This window comes from Streptosporangium sp. NPDC006930 (assembly GCF_040635605.1).
GTDB lineage: Bacteria > Actinomycetota > Actinomycetes > Streptosporangiales > Streptosporangiaceae > Streptosporangium.
In genome coordinates this window covers 1-15,505 of sequence record NZ_JBEYID010000030.1, presented here as the reverse complement: position 1 = coordinate 15,505, position 15,505 = coordinate 1, and the positions used below count along the sequence as shown (strand labels likewise).

The 15,505-nt window shown below is 68.8% G+C and carries 18 protein-coding genes; 15 read left to right on the top strand and 3 right to left on the bottom strand.

Going from position 1 to position 15,505, the window contains the following annotated elements; all coding sequences use genetic code 11:
• The first annotated feature begins 58 nt into the window (after nucleotides 1–58).
• The gene (locus ABZ664_RS35565; RefSeq protein ID WP_362520433.1) at nucleotides 59–217 is read left to right on the top strand and encodes a hypothetical protein; all 159 of its coding nucleotides are present in this window, start codon (nucleotides 59–61) and stop codon (nucleotides 215–217) included.
• A 294-nt stretch (nucleotides 218–511) separates the two neighbouring features.
• Nucleotides 512–730, top strand: coding sequence for a helix-hairpin-helix domain-containing protein (locus tag ABZ664_RS35560; protein WP_362520430.1), 219 nt, complete (start codon nucleotides 512–514; stop codon nucleotides 728–730).
• A gap of 131 nt (nucleotides 731–861) precedes the next feature.
• Here the strand turns inward: ABZ664_RS35560 and ABZ664_RS35555 are convergent, their stop codons facing one another.
• Complete coding sequence (locus tag ABZ664_RS35555; RefSeq protein WP_362520427.1) at nucleotides 862–2,370, bottom strand: glycosyltransferase family 39 protein; 1,509 nt, start codon at nucleotides 2,368–2,370, stop codon at nucleotides 862–864.
• 291 nt (nucleotides 2,371–2,661) lie between these two features.
• Here ABZ664_RS35555 and ABZ664_RS35550 point away from each other — a divergent pair, with 291 nt between their 5' ends.
• The 8 genes from ABZ664_RS35550 to ABZ664_RS35515 all read left to right on the top strand — a co-directional run bounded on the left by ABZ664_RS35550 (nucleotide 2,662) and on the right by ABZ664_RS35515 (nucleotide 9,612).
• On the top strand, nucleotides 2,662–3,102 hold the full coding sequence (locus ABZ664_RS35550; RefSeq protein ID WP_362520424.1) for a hypothetical protein: 441 nt from the start codon (nucleotides 2,662–2,664) through the stop codon (nucleotides 3,100–3,102).
• Nucleotides 3,103–3,258, top strand: coding sequence for a hypothetical protein (locus ABZ664_RS35545; RefSeq protein ID WP_362520419.1), 156 nt, complete (start codon nucleotides 3,103–3,105; stop codon nucleotides 3,256–3,258).
• A 600-nt stretch (nucleotides 3,259–3,858) separates the two neighbouring features.
• Entirely contained in the window at nucleotides 3,859–4,095 is a 237-nt protein-coding gene (locus ABZ664_RS35540) for a hypothetical protein (protein WP_362520415.1), read from the top strand.
• A gap of 464 nt (nucleotides 4,096–4,559) precedes the next feature.
• The gene (locus tag ABZ664_RS35535; RefSeq protein WP_362520412.1) at nucleotides 4,560–5,105 is read left to right on the top strand and encodes an SDR family oxidoreductase; all 546 of its coding nucleotides are present in this window, start codon (nucleotides 4,560–4,562) and stop codon (nucleotides 5,103–5,105) included.
• Nucleotides 5,072–5,326, top strand: coding sequence for a hypothetical protein (locus ABZ664_RS35530; protein WP_362520408.1), 255 nt, complete (start codon nucleotides 5,072–5,074; stop codon nucleotides 5,324–5,326). The genes ABZ664_RS35535 and ABZ664_RS35530 overlap by 34 nt, the downstream gene beginning before the upstream one ends.
• A gap of 342 nt (nucleotides 5,327–5,668) precedes the next feature.
• Nucleotides 5,669–6,274: a response regulator transcription factor gene (locus tag ABZ664_RS35525; protein WP_362520403.1), complete on the top strand. Its 606-nt coding sequence runs from the start codon at nucleotides 5,669–5,671 to the stop codon at nucleotides 6,272–6,274.
• Nucleotides 6,265–8,082 carry a histidine kinase gene (locus tag ABZ664_RS35520; RefSeq protein ID WP_362520399.1) on the top strand — a complete coding sequence of 606 codons (1,818 nt, stop codon included), beginning with the start codon at nucleotides 6,265–6,267 and terminating at the stop codon, nucleotides 8,080–8,082. Before ABZ664_RS35525 ends, ABZ664_RS35520 begins: the two co-directional genes overlap by 10 nt.
• A 90-nt stretch (nucleotides 8,083–8,172) precedes the next feature.
• On the top strand, nucleotides 8,173–9,612 hold the full coding sequence (locus tag ABZ664_RS35515; RefSeq protein ID WP_362520396.1) for a multicopper oxidase domain-containing protein: 1,440 nt from the start codon (nucleotides 8,173–8,175) through the stop codon (nucleotides 9,610–9,612).
• Between the two features lie 148 nt (nucleotides 9,613–9,760).
• On the opposite strand, the gene ABZ664_RS35510 is transcribed toward ABZ664_RS35515, so the two are convergent.
• Together ABZ664_RS35510 and ABZ664_RS35505 are read right to left on the bottom strand one after the other, a co-directional pair.
• Nucleotides 9,761–10,216, bottom strand: a complete 456-nt coding sequence (locus tag ABZ664_RS35510; RefSeq protein WP_362520393.1) for a pyridoxamine 5'-phosphate oxidase family protein — start codon at nucleotides 10,214–10,216, stop codon at nucleotides 9,761–9,763.
• Between the two features lie 131 nt (nucleotides 10,217–10,347).
• Nucleotides 10,348–10,512, bottom strand: a complete 165-nt coding sequence (locus ABZ664_RS35505) for a hypothetical protein (RefSeq protein WP_362520382.1) — start codon at nucleotides 10,510–10,512, stop codon at nucleotides 10,348–10,350.
• 31 nt (nucleotides 10,513–10,543) lie between these two features.
• Here ABZ664_RS35505 and ABZ664_RS35500 point away from each other — a divergent pair, with 31 nt between their 5' ends.
• From ABZ664_RS35500 to ABZ664_RS35480, 5 genes are all read left to right on the top strand, one after another.
• Nucleotides 10,544–11,014: a nitrilase-related carbon-nitrogen hydrolase gene (locus tag ABZ664_RS35500; RefSeq protein ID WP_362520379.1), complete on the top strand. Its 471-nt coding sequence runs from the start codon at nucleotides 10,544–10,546 to the stop codon at nucleotides 11,012–11,014.
• 302 nt (nucleotides 11,015–11,316) lie between these two features.
• A complete protein-coding gene (locus tag ABZ664_RS35495; protein WP_362520375.1) occupies nucleotides 11,317–11,532 on the top strand; it encodes a hypothetical protein in 216 nt (71 codons plus the stop codon).
• A 275-nt stretch (nucleotides 11,533–11,807) separates the two neighbouring features.
• Nucleotides 11,808–12,884, top strand: coding sequence for a transposase (locus tag ABZ664_RS35490; protein WP_362520370.1), 1,077 nt, complete (start codon nucleotides 11,808–11,810; stop codon nucleotides 12,882–12,884).
• A gap of 482 nt (nucleotides 12,885–13,366) precedes the next feature.
• On the top strand, nucleotides 13,367–14,704 hold the full coding sequence (locus tag ABZ664_RS35485) for a tetratricopeptide repeat protein (protein ID WP_362520367.1): 1,338 nt from the start codon (nucleotides 13,367–13,369) through the stop codon (nucleotides 14,702–14,704).
• A gap of 59 nt (nucleotides 14,705–14,763) precedes the next feature.
• A complete protein-coding gene (locus ABZ664_RS35480; RefSeq protein WP_362520364.1) occupies nucleotides 14,764–15,309 on the top strand; it encodes a hypothetical protein in 546 nt (181 codons plus the stop codon).
• The last annotated feature ends 196 nt before the right edge of the window (nucleotides 15,310–15,505 follow it).

The window sequence follows — 15,505 nt, the reverse complement described above, 5'->3', positions numbered from 1 at the left end:
GGGAGCTCCGTCAGGCATCCCCGCGGGCCCGAGTGTGAGGACATCTTCAGATACGCATATGCTGCGCATCGTCGTTTCCATGTCAGGAAGTGCCCAAAAGGGGCCAAGCGTCCAGAGGGAGAAGATCACCGTGTACAAGGAGTTCGCGATCGAGGCCGTGGTCTGGGTGATCCCCGTCGTGGTGCTGCTCGGACTCGCTTTCATGATCACTGCCTGACCTGGAATCCCGGCGCGGACCTCGCCGCCGACGCCGGGATTCCGAGGAGATCCGACGCACCGGGTTCCCGCGGAAACGGTTTCCTTAAGGTCGCCAGGTGTCCGCGATCATCCAACGTCTGTGATCACTCGAAGCCCGGTACGCGCCTCGCTGGTTTTGTCGTAGGGGCATGCCAAACTTGCGCCACCGTGCCGCGGGTTTCCACGGCACGGGGTCCCCGGCATGTCGGGTCCCCATGACGCGGTGTTCTCCCGCGTCGCCGGGTGACCGACGTCCGTTCCCCGAGGAGACGCCATGACGACCCCAGGCCAGGGCGACGTTCCCACCGACATCCCCGCCAACATCGGACGGCCCGCGGGCCGGGCTCTCGCCGCGGCCGGTTACACGACGCTCGCCCAGGTGGCCGCCACGACCGAGAAGGATCTCCTGCGGCTGCACGGTGTGGGCCCCAGAGCGATCCGCCTCCTGCGCGAAGCCCTCGCCGAACGCGGGCTCACCCTGCCCGCCCGGTAAGCCCACCCGGAGGGACCCGAGCCCCGGGAAACCGGTAGACCCACCCGGAGGGACCCGAGCCCCGGGAAACCGGTAGACCCACCCGGAGGACCCGAGCCCCGGGGAGAGCGACCGGTTCGCCGCCGGGCAGGTCAGCTGTGGTGCCGCATCTCGGGCCAGAGCTGCGGCCAGGGCAGCAGCGGGTCGCGGCAGACGAGGACGGGCAGGTTCTGCTCCTCGTTGGACAGGCCGACGCCGTTGTCGATCCTGCCGCGCTCCTCGCAGGTGGCGAACGCGCGGGCGTAGCCGCCGGGGGAGTCGGTCACCACCACGGCGATCCGGGCGGACGCCGGCGGCGGGCCGCGCCAGTAGAGCTCGTTGTGCCCGCTGTGGACCTCGGGAAGGCCGTACTGGTCGGCGTAGCGGTCCAGTGCCCCGGCCTCGCCGTAGTTGTCGGTGAGAAGTACGGCCCGTGCGCGCTCCTCGGGCGTGAGCCCGTCGACCACCGCCGCGACCCGCGCGGCGAACTCCGGCCATCCGATCGACTCGCGCGCCACCTCGTTGATCCCGGCGACCGGGGTGCCCTCCAGGGCCGGGGGAGGGATCACCGGCAGCGCGATGACGACGGAGGTGACCGCGTTGACCGCGAGCGCGCCGACGACCAGCGCGCGCCGTCCCCCACCCGACGACATCCACCGGGTGACCGGGCCGCACCCCGCCGCGAAGAGCAGCACAAGCAGGCCCGCCACGTAGTCGGGGCGCCCGCCGGAGTAGAGCGTCAGCGCGCAGGCCAGCGGATAGGCGAGGGCGAGGCAGCGCAGGCGAGGTTCCCGCCACAGCCGCACGGCGCCGACCACCTGGAGGAACGCCTGGGGCGGGCCGAGCAGCAGGAGTTGCAGCGGTAGGAAGGCGAGACGGTTGTCGGCGCCCTCGTCCGCCTCCAGAGCCCCGGCCATCACCAGTTGCGGCCAGCCGTGGGTCGCCTGGTAGACCAGGTTGGGCGCGGCGATCACGAGCGCGAGCAGCGCGCCGAGCCAGAGCCCACGCTCCCGCAGCACGTCGCGCGGCCCCGCCACCAGCACACCCACACCCAGGCTGACCAGGAACAACACGATCAGCTGCCGGTTGTACGTCGCCACCCCCGCGACGGCACCCACAGCGAGCCACCAGCGGCCGTCGCCACGCAGCGCCCGTACGGCGAACAGCGCCGCCGCGACCCAGAACGGAAGATCGACACCCAGGGTGAGCAGGGAGTGCCCGCCGATCAGGAGAAGGCTCGTGGTGGCGATTCCCGCCGCGGCGACGATCTGCGCCCCGCGGTCGCCGCCGAGCTCCCGGGCCAGGAGGGCGACGAGGACGACGGTGAGCGACGCGATCAGGGCGGGAACGACGCGCAGGGCGACCACGGTGTCGCCGAACACGGCGACCGAGGCCCGCGCGATCAGCGGGGTGAGCGGCGGGGTGTCGAAGTATCCGAGGGCGGGTTGCTCGCCCAGCATCCGGAAGTACAGCTCGTCTCGGTGGTAGCCGTAGCGCGGGCTCACGACCAGCAGCACGGCGAGCGTGGCGAGCGCGACCGCGGCGACAGGCCGCCCGGCGAAGGGGGCGGCCGGTACGGTCGTGCCGGGGGTGCGCGGGGCGGAGGGAGAGGTGGCGGGCACCCATTCATCATCGGCTTTCGACGCCGGTGACGCGAGGGGGATTTCCGTTCGCCCGCCGTTCGATGCGGGAGGTGATTCCGAGCCGCCCGACATTCGGGGCGGGGGGAATCCCGGGTCGTCTGTCATCCGGGACGGGGAACGACCCCGAGTCGCCTGTTATGATCACCGCGGAAAGTCCGGCGGAGGATGCTCGCAAAGGACATCGATTTACGCGACGTGAAGCCGATGAACGATTCGAGGGACTGTGCGCTGATGATTCCGATCGAGGGATGACACGGAGTGCGGAGACCGGTGGACACCGAGGGATGGGCGGTCGGTGTTCCCCGAGGATATCGCGTCGGTGAATGGCGGGTCGGCGGGCCCGTCGCCACGGGGAGTTGGGCGAGCGTCTACGTGGGGGTTCGGGACGGGGAGGAGTCGACGCCCTCGGCGTTGAAGTTCCTGCCCACGGGAACGGTCACCCGACGGCAGTTGAAAAATCTCATGGAAATGACGCAGCGGGAAATACGCCCGCACAGCAGGCTCCAGCATTCCCGGCTGATTCGATTACGCGAAACACTTGTCGTCGACGACCCGGAAAATACCGAGCTGGACGGTGCGTGCGTTCTGGTGATGGACCTGGCGGAACGGTCACTCGCCGATCTGATTCGAGCGGGGGCACCTGTTCCCGACGCGCCGAGGCTGATCGCCGAGATCTGCGAGGGAATAGCGTACATGCACGCCGAGAAATAGGTGCATGGAGATCTCAAGCCCAACAACGTGCTCATGATGGCCGACGGTTCGATACGCCTCGCCGACTTCGGCCTGACCGCCGAGATAGACGGGACCCACGGTTATCTTCCCCCGATGGGCTCCGTGGACCACGTCCCTCCCGAACGCTGGGGCTAGTACTCCAGTGACATTTTGAGATCATGGTTGGGATCTACGCTGGTAGTGGCATCGGCGAGCGATGGCCTGATGGCGGCGTCGCCACTGTGACCAGCGCAGAATCTCCTCTATCCAGCGGGGCCGACTGAGCAGGAGTACGGTCAGCAGACGGTGGACTGATCGATGTCGATCCGCGCCCACGCCCAGGCGTAGATCCGGTGCCCCTTGGCGCCGCGCCCGGCTCACGGCACGTCGGGCATGCTCCCGGAGCGGTTCGGACACCGGGAAATGCAGACCTGTGGTTAACCCGGGCCGTCGCTCGCGCTGCGTCACCGTCAACTCCTCGGCGGTAGGGAACGGCAAGTGAGCATCATGCCAGTGCGCGGTTGGAACGGGCCTACTGCTGATCGACCGCGAGCAACTCGCCGCCTGGCTGAACGGAGCCGCTGCCCTTGCTCCGCCGGCGCGCGCAACCGGCGGCTTGTGGCGGCGTGCCACGCCACCCCCGGCCGGGCCGTTGCCGCCATGATCTGAACGCTAGACAGTGATTGGGGCGGGTTTGGTGCTAATCGCGCGGCAGACCAAGAAACACGCTGATGTCAGCCGCAGTATTCTCACCCGATGACGCATCCGTCACAGGAGTGGGGCCAGCGCGAGGACGCCCAGTCGGCATTTCGGGAAGCGCGTCGTGAGCTGGACTGGAGCGCGAACCACTACCGTCAGGCGCGTTACGCGATCGCGGCGGGAAACGGATCGGCCAGGGACCTGAACCGGGCCCAGCAGGCGTGGAGTTGGGCGCTGGCGGAGTGGGTGCGAGCGCTGACCTACCGGCCTGTCGATCGCGGTCTCCGAGCGTGACTACCAGCTCATCGTGGCCGGGCGGATCAGCGTGGTGACGGAGGTCGCTCACTGTGAGGCCCAGCGGCTACGAGCGGGCTCCTACGTGGGGATCGTCTGCGGGACCGCGATCCACTACAGCCGGATCCGGCGGATGGTGAAGTGGCGTTCGGCCGGGTGCCTGCCGCGTTGCGCTTGGATCCTTGACCGGCCTCTGAAGCGCTCGCCCGACTGCGCGTAGTCCAGGATTGCGTCCGCAGCGTAGATCGCGTGCTCAGCGTCGACGTCCCCGCGTTCGGAGGCCTCCCAGTGCTGCTGGAGCCGTCTTACCGAAAGACGGGACAGCGTCGCGGTTTGTGACACCTGGGCGCCGGGGATCGGCAATCCGAGGAGTCTCGCCGGAGCTGTCACAGGCCGGAGGGCCGCCCCCGTCCCAGCCGGCGATCGGGTGGCGACGGATGCCCCGGTGGACAGGAAGGCTTGTCATGAAGATCGTGGTGATCGGCGGAACCGGCCTGATCGGGTCGAAGCTCGTGACGGAACTCGGCGGGCACGGCCACGAGGCGGTGGCGGCATCACCGCACACCGGCGTCAACACCCTCACCGGCGAAGGGCTGGCCGACGCGCTGGCCGGCGCGCGGGTGGTGATCGACGTGTCGAAGCCCCGGTCCTTGGAGGACACCGTGGCAATGGAGTTCTTCGAGACCTCCACCCGCAACCTGCTCGCCGCGGAGGTGGCGGCGGGCGTCGGCCACCACGTCGCGCTGTCGGTGGTGGGAATCGACCGGCTGCCCGGGAACGGCTTCTTCCGGGCGAAGGTCGCTCAGGAGGAGCTGATCGAGAACTCGTCGATCCCGTACTCGATCGTGCGTGCCACCCAGTTCTTCGAGTTCGTCCGGAGCATCGCCGACGACGCCACCGACGACGCCACCGACGGCGGCACGGTCCGGATGGCGCCCGTGCTCTTCCAGCCCATCGCGGGCGACGAGGTCGCCAGGTGGTCGGCAGGGTCTCGGTGGGGTCGCCGCTGAACGGGAGGGTCGAGGCCGCCGGTCCCGAGCGGGTCCGGATGGACGAGTTCTTCACCGAGGCCCTGGCCGCCTGGGACGATCCGCGTGAGGTGGTCACCGACCCGCACGCGCGCTACTTCGGAACCGAGCTGGACGAGGGGTCCCTGGTGCCGGCCGGCGACGCGATTCTCGGCGAGATCCGGTACGGCGCCTGGCCGGGCCGGACCACGACCGGCAGGTAGCGCGTCCCGCGCACGACCACCGCTCGGGTCTTTAGCGGCCGGTTGAGCGTGCCCTGACGATGATTGCTCGTTGGCGTGACGTTCATGCGGCGGCTGGTTCCCGATGAGCTGTTCCAGCTGGTGGTGCCGCCGTCCCCGATCCGACCGCAGGGCGCCGGGGTATCGGACTCGAAGCACCACAGGATGCGTGGCCCGCCGGGCAGATCGCAGCCGGGCGAGTGCTCGTCGATCCTGGACTCCAGCCCGAGTCGCTCAGGACGTGAATTCTTCATGATCCAAAATGAAGATCTCCCGAGATGGTAGGAATAGGGCGAAAGTGGGTCCTGAGGGTAGGAGCGATGGATGATCCGGGTTCTGCTCGCCGAGGACATGCACATGGTCCGAGGGGCGCTGGTCGCGTTGCTCGACCTCGAACCCGACATCAGGGTGGTCGCGGAGGCGGCGACCGGTGACGAGATCGTGCCCTTGGCGCTGGAGTCCAAGCCGGACGTGGCGGTGATCGACGTCGAGTTGCCCGGCGTCGACGGGCTCACCGCCGCAGCCGAGCTGCGCAGGCGGGTGCCGCAGTGCCGGGTGCTGATCGTGACGAGCTACGGCCGCCCGGGGAGCGTCCGCAAGGCCTTCGCCGCCCAGGCGTCCGGATTCATGGTCAAGGACGCTCCGCCGGACCAGCTCGCCGATGGGATCAGGAGGGTCGCGGCGGGTGAGCGGGTGATCGATCCCAAGCTCGCCGTGGCGGCGCTGGAGGTGGTCGAGAGCCCGCTCAAGCCGCGCGAGCTGGAGGTACTGCGGAGGTTCTCCTGCGGCGAGGATGTGGAGCAGATCGCCGAGGCGCTGTTCCTGTCCGCGGGCACCGTACGCAACTACCTCACCGGGATCGTCGCCACGCTGCACGCCCGCAACCGGCTGCATGCCGTCCGGATAGCCCAGGACGCCGGTTGGCTCTGAGCCCGGCCCGCCTGCTCGCCGCCTTCATCTGCGTGGTGTGCGTCCTGCGGGTGAGCTTCTACCTCGGCGGGGCATCGGCCGGGCCGTTGACCGTGGCGAGCGTCATGGGGGTCGCCGCGCTCCAGCTGCCGATCTCGCTCCCGGGCCGGCGGCGCCTGTCGGCCGCGCTCTTCCCGGTGCAGGTTGTATTGAACTACCTGCCCCTGCTGGCCGAGGCCGGCAGCTGGCGGGCGGGCGGCTCGGCGTTCGTGGCCGCCTCGGCCCTTCTCGTGGTGAGCGGTCCCGCCGCGTGGCTGCTCCTGGGGTTGATCGTGGTCGTCGAGGGCGCCGTGGCGTCCGCGCTGGACCGCACGCCCATGGAGATCTATTACGCGGTCGTCGCCCCCCTCAATGTCGGTCTGATGCTGTACGGCCTCAGCCGCCTCGCCGACCTGCTGGACCGGGTCGGCCGGGAGCGATCCGAGCTGGCGGCCAGGGCCGAGGAGGTCGAGCGGCTACGGCTGTGGCGGCACATACAGCACCTCGTGGTGAGCAGCGTGTCCGCCGTCGAGCGGCTGGCGCGGCGGGCACGGTGCCAGGGCGAGGCGGAGGTGGTGCGGAAACAGGTCTCCCGAGCCGTCGCCATCGCACGGAAGGCGCTGGACCGCGTACGGTCCCTGCCGCCCGCCGACGGCCCGATCCCGGTCCCGCCTCGCGATCGCGACGGGTGGATCGTACGGCAGGCCACGCCGATTCTCGTCGTCACGCACGTGTTGTTCATCGGGCAGTCGCTGTTCAACTTCGCCGCCGACGAGACGTTCGATTCCGGCTCCGGAGACGTCGGCTATCTGGTCCTGCTGCCCCTGACCTTCGCCCTGCAGTTCTGGCACCTGGCCGCCCTGCGTGCGGGCAGGCGGCCCAAGGGCCTGGTCTGGACACTGGTGGCTCAGGGCATGACCATCTACGCGCCGCTGGTGGACGGGGAGACATCCGGGCTCGTGGTGTCGGGGTTCTTCGCCGGCGTCCTCCTGCTCTACGCGCGGGCGCGGGTGTCATGGCCGCTGTGCACGGCGATCTGCGGCATCTCGGCGGTGGAGGGCTGGTTCACCGGTGGCCCGCTCCTGGCCGGCTACCAGTTCTGCAGTGCCCTGGCCACCGCGCTGGCGGTCTACGGCCTGACCCGGCTGGTCACTCTCGTCACCGAGCTCAGGCGTACCCGGGCCGAGCTCGTCGAGGTGGCGGCCCTGCGCGAGCGGCTGAGGGTGGGCAGGGACGTGCACGACCTGCTCGGTCGCGGTCTCACCGCGGTCGTCCTGCACGGAGAGCTCACGCTGCGGCTGCTGGAGACGGATCCGGGCCGGGCGATGGAGCAACTCGAGCGGATGACGGACGCGGCGCGGGCCGCGCTCGCGGACGTCGACGGGTTGAGCGCACCGGATCGGCGCCTGTCGCTGGCCGCCGAGGTCGACTCCGCCAGGGCCGTGCTGGAGTCGGCGGGAGCAGCCGTACGGGTCGACGCCGCGTCCGTGCGGGGGCCGGCCGAACCCGTGCTCGCGGTGGTGCTGCGCGAGGCGGTCACCAACGTGCTCAGGCACAGCACGTCGGGGGAGTGCGTGGTCGAGATCGCCGTCGAGGACGGCCGCGTACGTCTGCTCGTGGCCAACGACGGGGCCGCCCCCGCTTCCGACGAGCCCGGCACGGGGCTGCGGAGCATGCGCGCCCGCCTGGCCGCCATCGGCGGCGAACTCACCACCACCCGGACCGGCGATCGCTTCGAGCTCCTCGCCTGTATCCCGGTCGATCATGAGGATCTCACACCCACGAGGTGAGCCCGGCGACTGTGCAGGTGAGCGCCCGGTGCCGCACAGTTGAACCTCCACATCCGAACCTCCACATCGATACGAAGACCAACGGGGACCATGAATCGTCGACAGTTTCTCGCGCTCGCCGCGCTCTCGGGCCTGGCCTCGGCCTGCGGCGCCGGCGCCGAGAGCGATCCGGCCGCCTTCCGCACCAAGCTGCGGGTGCCACCACTGCTCGAACCCAAGGTGGACAAGGACGGGACACGGAGGTTCGCGCTGACGATGCAGCGGGGCCGGAGCCAGATCCTGGCCGGCAAGCCGGTCGAGACCTGGGGGTTCAACGGCCCGCACCTCGGGCCGACGATCCGGGCGGCACGCGGCGACAGGGTCCGGATGGCGGTTACCAACCGGCTGGACGAGGTGAGCACCGTGCACTGGCATGGCATGCGGCTGCCCGCGAAGATGGACGGCGGGCCCCACCAGACGATCGAACCGGGCGCGACGTGGAATCCGCACTGGACCATCGACCAGCCCGCCGCCACATCCTGGTACCACCCGCACACGCACGGCCAGACCGCCAAGCACGTCTACCGCGGCCTCGCGGGCATGTTCATCATCGACGATGGGACCACGACGGAGCTCCCCGCGAGGTACGGGATCGACGACATCCCCCTCATCCTGCAGGACAAGAGGCTCGCCGAGGACGGCTCACCGACCGGCGACCCCTTGAAGGGCACCTTCGGCATCCTGGGCGACCACATGCTGGTCAACGGCACGCACGCCCCGTTCCTGAACGTGCGCACCGAGCGGGTGCGCTTCCGGATCCTCAACGGATCCAACGCCCGCATGTACCACCTCACGTTCGCCGACCGCCGCACGTTCCACGTCGTCGGCAACGACGCCGGCCTGCTGCCCGCCCCGGTCCAGGTGGACCAGGTCTCCCTCACGCCGGGCGAGCGCGTGGAGGTCGTCGTGACCTTCACGGCCGGCGAGCAGGTCCTGCTGCGCACGATCTCGGGATCCGACGACATCGACGAGGGCGACTTCGACCTTTTGAAGATCGTCGCCGAGCCGCGGCTCGCCACCTCCCCCCGCCTGCCGTCCCGCCTGGCCGACCCCGCTCCGATCGTGATCCCGCCGAACGCCAAGGTCCGCCGGTTCCGGCTCAACGGCCACGACGCCATCAACGGCAAGGAAATGGATATGGCACGCATCGACGAGGTGGTTCCCGCCGGTGCCACCGAGATCTGGGAGGTCGAGAACACCGTCTACGCGCACAACTTCCACATCCATGAGGTGGCCTTCCAGGTGCTCGACGTGGACGGGGAGAAACCGCCCGCGTACGCGAGCGGCCACAAGGACACCGTCTACGTGCCGCCGAAGAGCACGGTACGGCTCGCCGTCCAGTTCGGCCGCTTCACCGACCCGGTCACGCCGTACATGTACCACTGCCACATCCTCCGGCACGAGGACTCCGGCATGATGGGGCAATTCGTGATCGTGCAGCCTGGCACCGAGAACCAGGTGTCCCGCACGATCACCGCCCACCACGGGTAGCGCCGACTCGCGAGGTGGATGACTCCGTCCGATCATGGCAAGAGTGAGCCCTGTCCCTGCCGGAGTCGTCGCTCGCGCCGTCCTCTTCGGCGGGAACTCCGCAGCCGCACCGCTCGCCGGGTGGGGCGGGTGTGTTCCCGTGCGGCGGTCAGCCGAGCCAGCGGCCGTCGCGCATGAGGTCGCGTCCGCGCAGCTCGTTCGCCTCACGCCAGGCCTGGATGCGCCGCGGCCGGATCAGGAAGTACTGGTAGGGGTCGTCGAGCTCGCGCGGGTCGAAACCGGTCTTGGTCGCGAACGCGTCACCCGTCTCGGGGGCGAGGTCGGCGAGGTCCACCGGCTCGGCGGTGCCGTCGACGACGACGACGTCGCGGGTCGGCCCGAGGCTGAGCCGCACCCGGCCGTCCGCCAGCAGGTTGCGGCCGGTGACCGAGGCGCGCGGTGTCGAGACGAGGAACGCGGTCCCGTCCCAGAGGTACGAGAGCGGGATGAGGTAGACACCGCCCGGGGAGCCCGACGTCGCGACCCAGAGATCGACGTCGTTCTCCAGTCTCGTGCGAGTGTCCCGCAGCCTCTCCTCGAGTCCACGCGGCGGCGCGCCTGTCATGCTTCCTCCAGTCACTTCGTGAGGGCTCGCTCTGTCGGTCATCGGTCGGTTCACCGGGAGCACGGCCACCGTCCCGAGCCCGGCGGCTGTCTCATGGTCGGCGGCCAGGCAGGGCGGGAAGCAGTGACACATCAGGGCGTGAGTGCCGGCGAGGTGGTCTCCCAGGCGAACCCGTCCGGGTCGGTGAAGGACCCGGCGTCACCACCGATCATGAGTCGGTGCGATCCGGTGCCGTCGGGAGAGACGCCGACGTCCTTGGCAAGGGCACGGCGCCGGTACAGCTCACCGCACGGCACCAGATGGACCTATCGGAAGATCAACTTGGCGATGAACGAGCGCGGCCTGCTGGAAGCCGGATCCGAGCTCCCCACGCTCCAACTCCACCTGGCCGATGGCCCCCTCACCGTCGGCGTCCAGATCTGCCGCGAGATCCGCTTTCCCGAACAATGGCAGTACCTGGCCGACGCAGGAGCACAGGCCTTCATCTACCTCACCCACGCCGCCAACCTCACCGAGCCGGCCGGAGTCTGGCGAAGCCACCTGATCAGCCGGGCAGCGGAAAACCAGCGGTTCGTCCTCGCCGCCAACGTCGCCGATCCCCACCAGCACTGCCCCAGCATGATCATCTCGCCACGCGGAGAGGGCCTCGCCGAACTACCCGCCAACAGCACCGGCATACTGCGAGCAACTATCGACACAGATGAGGCCGCCGACTGGTATCTCGGTCAGCGGAGGCGCGACGTCGTCCACCTTCGCTACCAGAACAGGCCGACAGATCAGGCACCCGGACAGTCCTGATATCCGACAGTGCCCGTGGCTCCGTTGGTTGAGAGCGCGGCGGCGCTGCTTCTCCGGGCTCGCGCCGCCACGCCGGTCTGTTATGTGTATCACTGCGTCGCCTCCAGGAGCGCCGCACCGTCGACGGGTCCTGGCTCGACACCCTGCATCCTCGCCTGGACGCCGATCCGGCGACCTGGCACAGCCTTGACCAGGCCACCTCGACCCAGACGACGTGCTACGGCACAGCGATCGCGACCGCATGGGATCGGCTGCATCATCAGCTCACCCGCCGGGCCGCCTGGATCGACCACGACGGCGAGTTGCCGATCATCGAGGGCACGCTCATCCGGCTGGCCGTGGAACGGCTGCCAGGCGACGCCCATCCCCGGCCGGTCTGGCTATGGTCCTCAGCCCTGGGCCTGTCGGCCGCCCGGATCGACCTGCTGTGGCAGGCGTTCCTCCGCAGATTCGACCTGGGGCATACGTTCCGGCTCTTCAAAAAGATCAGAGTCTCCGGCGGACGTAGGCCCGGATGAACAAGACGGCGCATCCGGCGGAGGCAGTGGCCATGGCCGTCATGGCCTCGGATTCTTTCATGATCGCCGCGTAGATCGCCACCGCGAAAGAGGTCGCCGCAGCTGTCAGATATGTCTTCCACACAATGGCTGGCACGGGCGGCCGCGAGGGGCGGCCAGGAGGGATTACTGTCACGCTTCACCGGAATTGCAGCGTGGAGGCCCCGTCGTTCACGACGGGGAGGAAACGCGGGAAAACGGTGCCGCCCGGTAGCGGTGAGTGACAGACTCTGTGCGTGCTGGTGACGGAAATGCTGAAACTCGCCCCCTCCCCTGAACAGGGGCGGGCTCTGCTGGCGGCGATGCGCGCGTGCAACGCCGCCGCGACCAGGGCCGCCGAGGTCGCTTTCGCCCACCGCGCCGCGAACAAGATCGCCCTGCAGAGGCTCGTCTACGCCGAGCTGCGCCGGGGGTTCGGGCTGTCGGCGCAGATGGCTGTTCGCTCCATCGCCAAGGACTGCGAGGCCTACAAGCGCGACAAGAACATCAAGCCGGTCTTCCGGGAGTTGGGTGCGGTCGCCTATGACCAGCGCATCCTGACCTGGAAGGGGCGGGAGGCGGTCAGTGTCCTCACCTTGGGCGGGCGGGTCGTCGTGCCCGTTCTCTACCGGGGGCGGTGGCTCCAGAGTGAGGGAGCGGCGCTGCGGGGGCAGGCCGATCTCGTCTACCGCGACGGGGTGTTCTTCCTCGCCGTGGTCGTCGAGGTCCCCGAACCCGCGCGGCAGGAGGAGCCGGAGGAGTGGCTGGGGGTGGATCTGGGCATCGTCAACCTCGCCACCGACTCCACCGGTGAGTCCTACAGCGGTAAGGGGGTGCGGGCGGTGCGGCGGCGTAACGCCCGCCTGCGGGCCAGGCTCCAGGCCAAGGGCACCAAATCCGCCAAGCGGTTGCTGAAGAGGCGTCGTCGCAAGGAGTCGCGGTTCGCCCGGAACGTCAATCATGTCATCGCCAAACAGCTGGTCGGCAAGGCCAAAGACACCCGCTCCGGGATCGCGCTCGAAGACCTCGAAGGCATCCGGGAGCGGGTCAGGGTTCACAAGGCTCAGCGTGCCGACCTGCACTCCTGGGGTTTCCATCAGCTCCGCACGTTCGTGACGTACAAGGCCGCCCTGGCCGGGGTGGCGGTGCGGTTGGTGGATCCGCATAACACCTCCCGCACCTGCCCCAGGTGCGGCCACCTCGACAAACGGAACCGTCCCACCCGGGATGAGTTCTGTTGTGTTTCGTGCGGGCTCGCTGGCCCGGCGGATTACTTCGCGGCGATCAACATCGGTCGCCGGGCAGTGTGTCACGCTGCCGACGATGCGGCCTGAACCGTCGAATCCATCGACGGTGAGGAGCTGCAAGCTCGGTCCCTTCAGGGCCGAGAAGCTGACATCCTGCAACACGAGCCCTCCGGCTACGCGCTGATCGATGGGCCGGTCTCGCATCTCCGGCTCGCCGATTTGTGGACACCGCACCTCAGCGCTCAGAGCCCCCGCTGTCACGGCTGACCTACAAACGCTGTCGCAATTCGCCTACAGAACCACTGGAGCGTCCTGTCGAGGGCGTGTTGAGCTGAACTCAACCTGATTTTGATCGTGAGCTATCGAAACCCAGTGGGTTCCATCGTGAAGACCTTCATTCACGCCGAACCCACTGGAGTCAGGGGAGCAACTTGTTACTCAAGGACATCCTCGACGAGGCGGCAATGCCCATCCAACCTCGCGCCGCCACCCTCTGTGACTGGGGCGAGTGAGATAACGGATATGCGACATCGTTGTGGGCTATCGCCTTCGGGCGACAGGGTTGGATGGTGCTGACTTCTTTGTCCCCCGCGGACGCGGTGAAACTGGTGCTGTCCATAATCGGTGCCGCAGCCGGTCCCGACCGCGCTCAGGCCGAAGAACAGGCCGGACGGCTGGCTGCGGAGCTGGAAGGATCACAGCCGACGCTTCGGCAGGCTGGTGCTTATATCGCCCACACTCCCGGTGTGAGCCTGGCCGACTACCTGTGCCTGCTGCGCACCACTCCTGGGAGCGTCCCGGACGTTGGCGGGGCGGTGGCCCGGGTGTGGGCGCTGACGTGTCCACGGATCGAGCACGCCGACCCTCTGGCGATCCGCGCGCTGCGAGTGCTGGCCTGCTACGCGTCCGAGGACCTGCCGCGCGCGGTGCTGGGCGGGCTGGAGGGCGCCGAGGAGAGCACCCTGGACGACGCGCTGGACCTGCTGGTCTCCTACGGTGTGATCGACCGGTCGCCGGATGGCCTGCTGGTGAGGGTGCACCGCCAGGTCCAGGCCGTCATCGTGGCCGGACCAGCCGAAGACGAGCGCGCCGCCTGCGAAGCTACCGCGGCAGCCCTGCTACGGGCGGCGCTTCCCTCCGACCCCGAGCATCCCTCCTCGTGGCCGGCCTACGCGAGCCTGCTGGCGCACGCCAACGCCGTCCTGGCCCTCGACTCCCCCGCCATGGGCTCCGTCATCGAATACCTGTACTACAGAGGGGAGTACCGCACCGCCCTTCCCCTGCAACATCGGCGCCACGCCGTCATGCACGACACTCTGGGTCCCGAACACGCCGACACCTTGACCGCTCGCGCCGACCTCGCCTCCCTGGTCGGAGCGATAGGGAACATCGCCGAGGCCCGGGACCAGTTGGTGGCGCTGGAACCGATAACCGAACGGCTGCTGGGACCGGACCATCCCACCACGCTGGACGTCCGCACCAACCTCGCCTCCCTGGTCGGATCAGCGGGGGACGCCGCCGAGGCCCGGGACCGGTTCGCGGCGCTGATACCGGTACTGGAGCGGTCCCTGGGCCCTGAGCACTCCGTCACCCTCAACACCCACGCCAACCTCGCCTTCTGGACAGGGGAAACAGGGACCCCGGCCGCCGAGACTCGGGACCGGTTCGCGGCGCTGATACCGGTGCTGGAGCGAACTCTGGGCTCCGAGCACTCCATCACCTTGAACGCCCGCGTCCACCTCGTTCGCTGGATCGGAGAAAGCGGCGACCCAGCCGAGGCCCAGGCGTTTACCGGGCCGTGGACTCGGTCGTCTGCGGAGTGGGGTACGCCGACCTTTCCATGGTTGCCGTCGATCGGATCTGCTGGGCCGCCGAGCACTCGGGAGACCCGTATCACGTGGCGATAGCCAGGTCTCGACGCATCCGGAACGCATGGGTTGGAACTACGTGGCACGACACACTCGCCATGACCGACTCGGCCTGCGCGGGCATCGAGGACGAGTACGTCGCGGGCCGGCCGGAGGCGCTGGCGGTCTGGGGTGGGCTCCAACTGAGGGCCGCGATCGCCGCGGCTCGTAAGAACAAGGCAGACGAGGCGTGGTCGCGATACCGCCTCGCTTCCGAGGCGGTCACCCGGCTGGGGGCTCGCCAGCGCACCAATTACTACGACCTGTGTACCAGCCAGACCAACGCCGATATCTACGGGGTCGCGGTCGCCGCCGAACTTGGAGACGGAGCGCAAGCCGTACGCAGGGGAGAGACGGTCCGGTTGCCGAAGGGCCTGCAGGCCAACCGCGTCGGACGCCACCATCTCGACTACGCCCGTGGGCTGCTCTGGTGCGGCCGACGCGAGGCGGCCATGGCCGAACTGGAACACGCCGAGAAGGCGGCTCCCCTACTCATCCGCAACCACCCGATGGCTTGGCAGGCCGTACGAACCCTGCTGGACCTGGAGCGCTTCGGCTACCGGGAACGGATCCGCCGCCTCGGCGCTCGCATGCACATCCTTTGAGGCGTTTGATTTCGGTCAATCAACTGCAGTGCAAAGAGAGAAGAGTTGTGGATTGGCAGACTCCTGTGCTCGCCTAACATAAGACCTGGATTTACTGTGCGCTAGGGCCTGTACGGACTTCGGATCTTCAGGCGGGTTGAAGGCTTCGAATCCACAAGATGGCTCCGCGTAGATGAAGGCCGGCGAGGTAACTTTC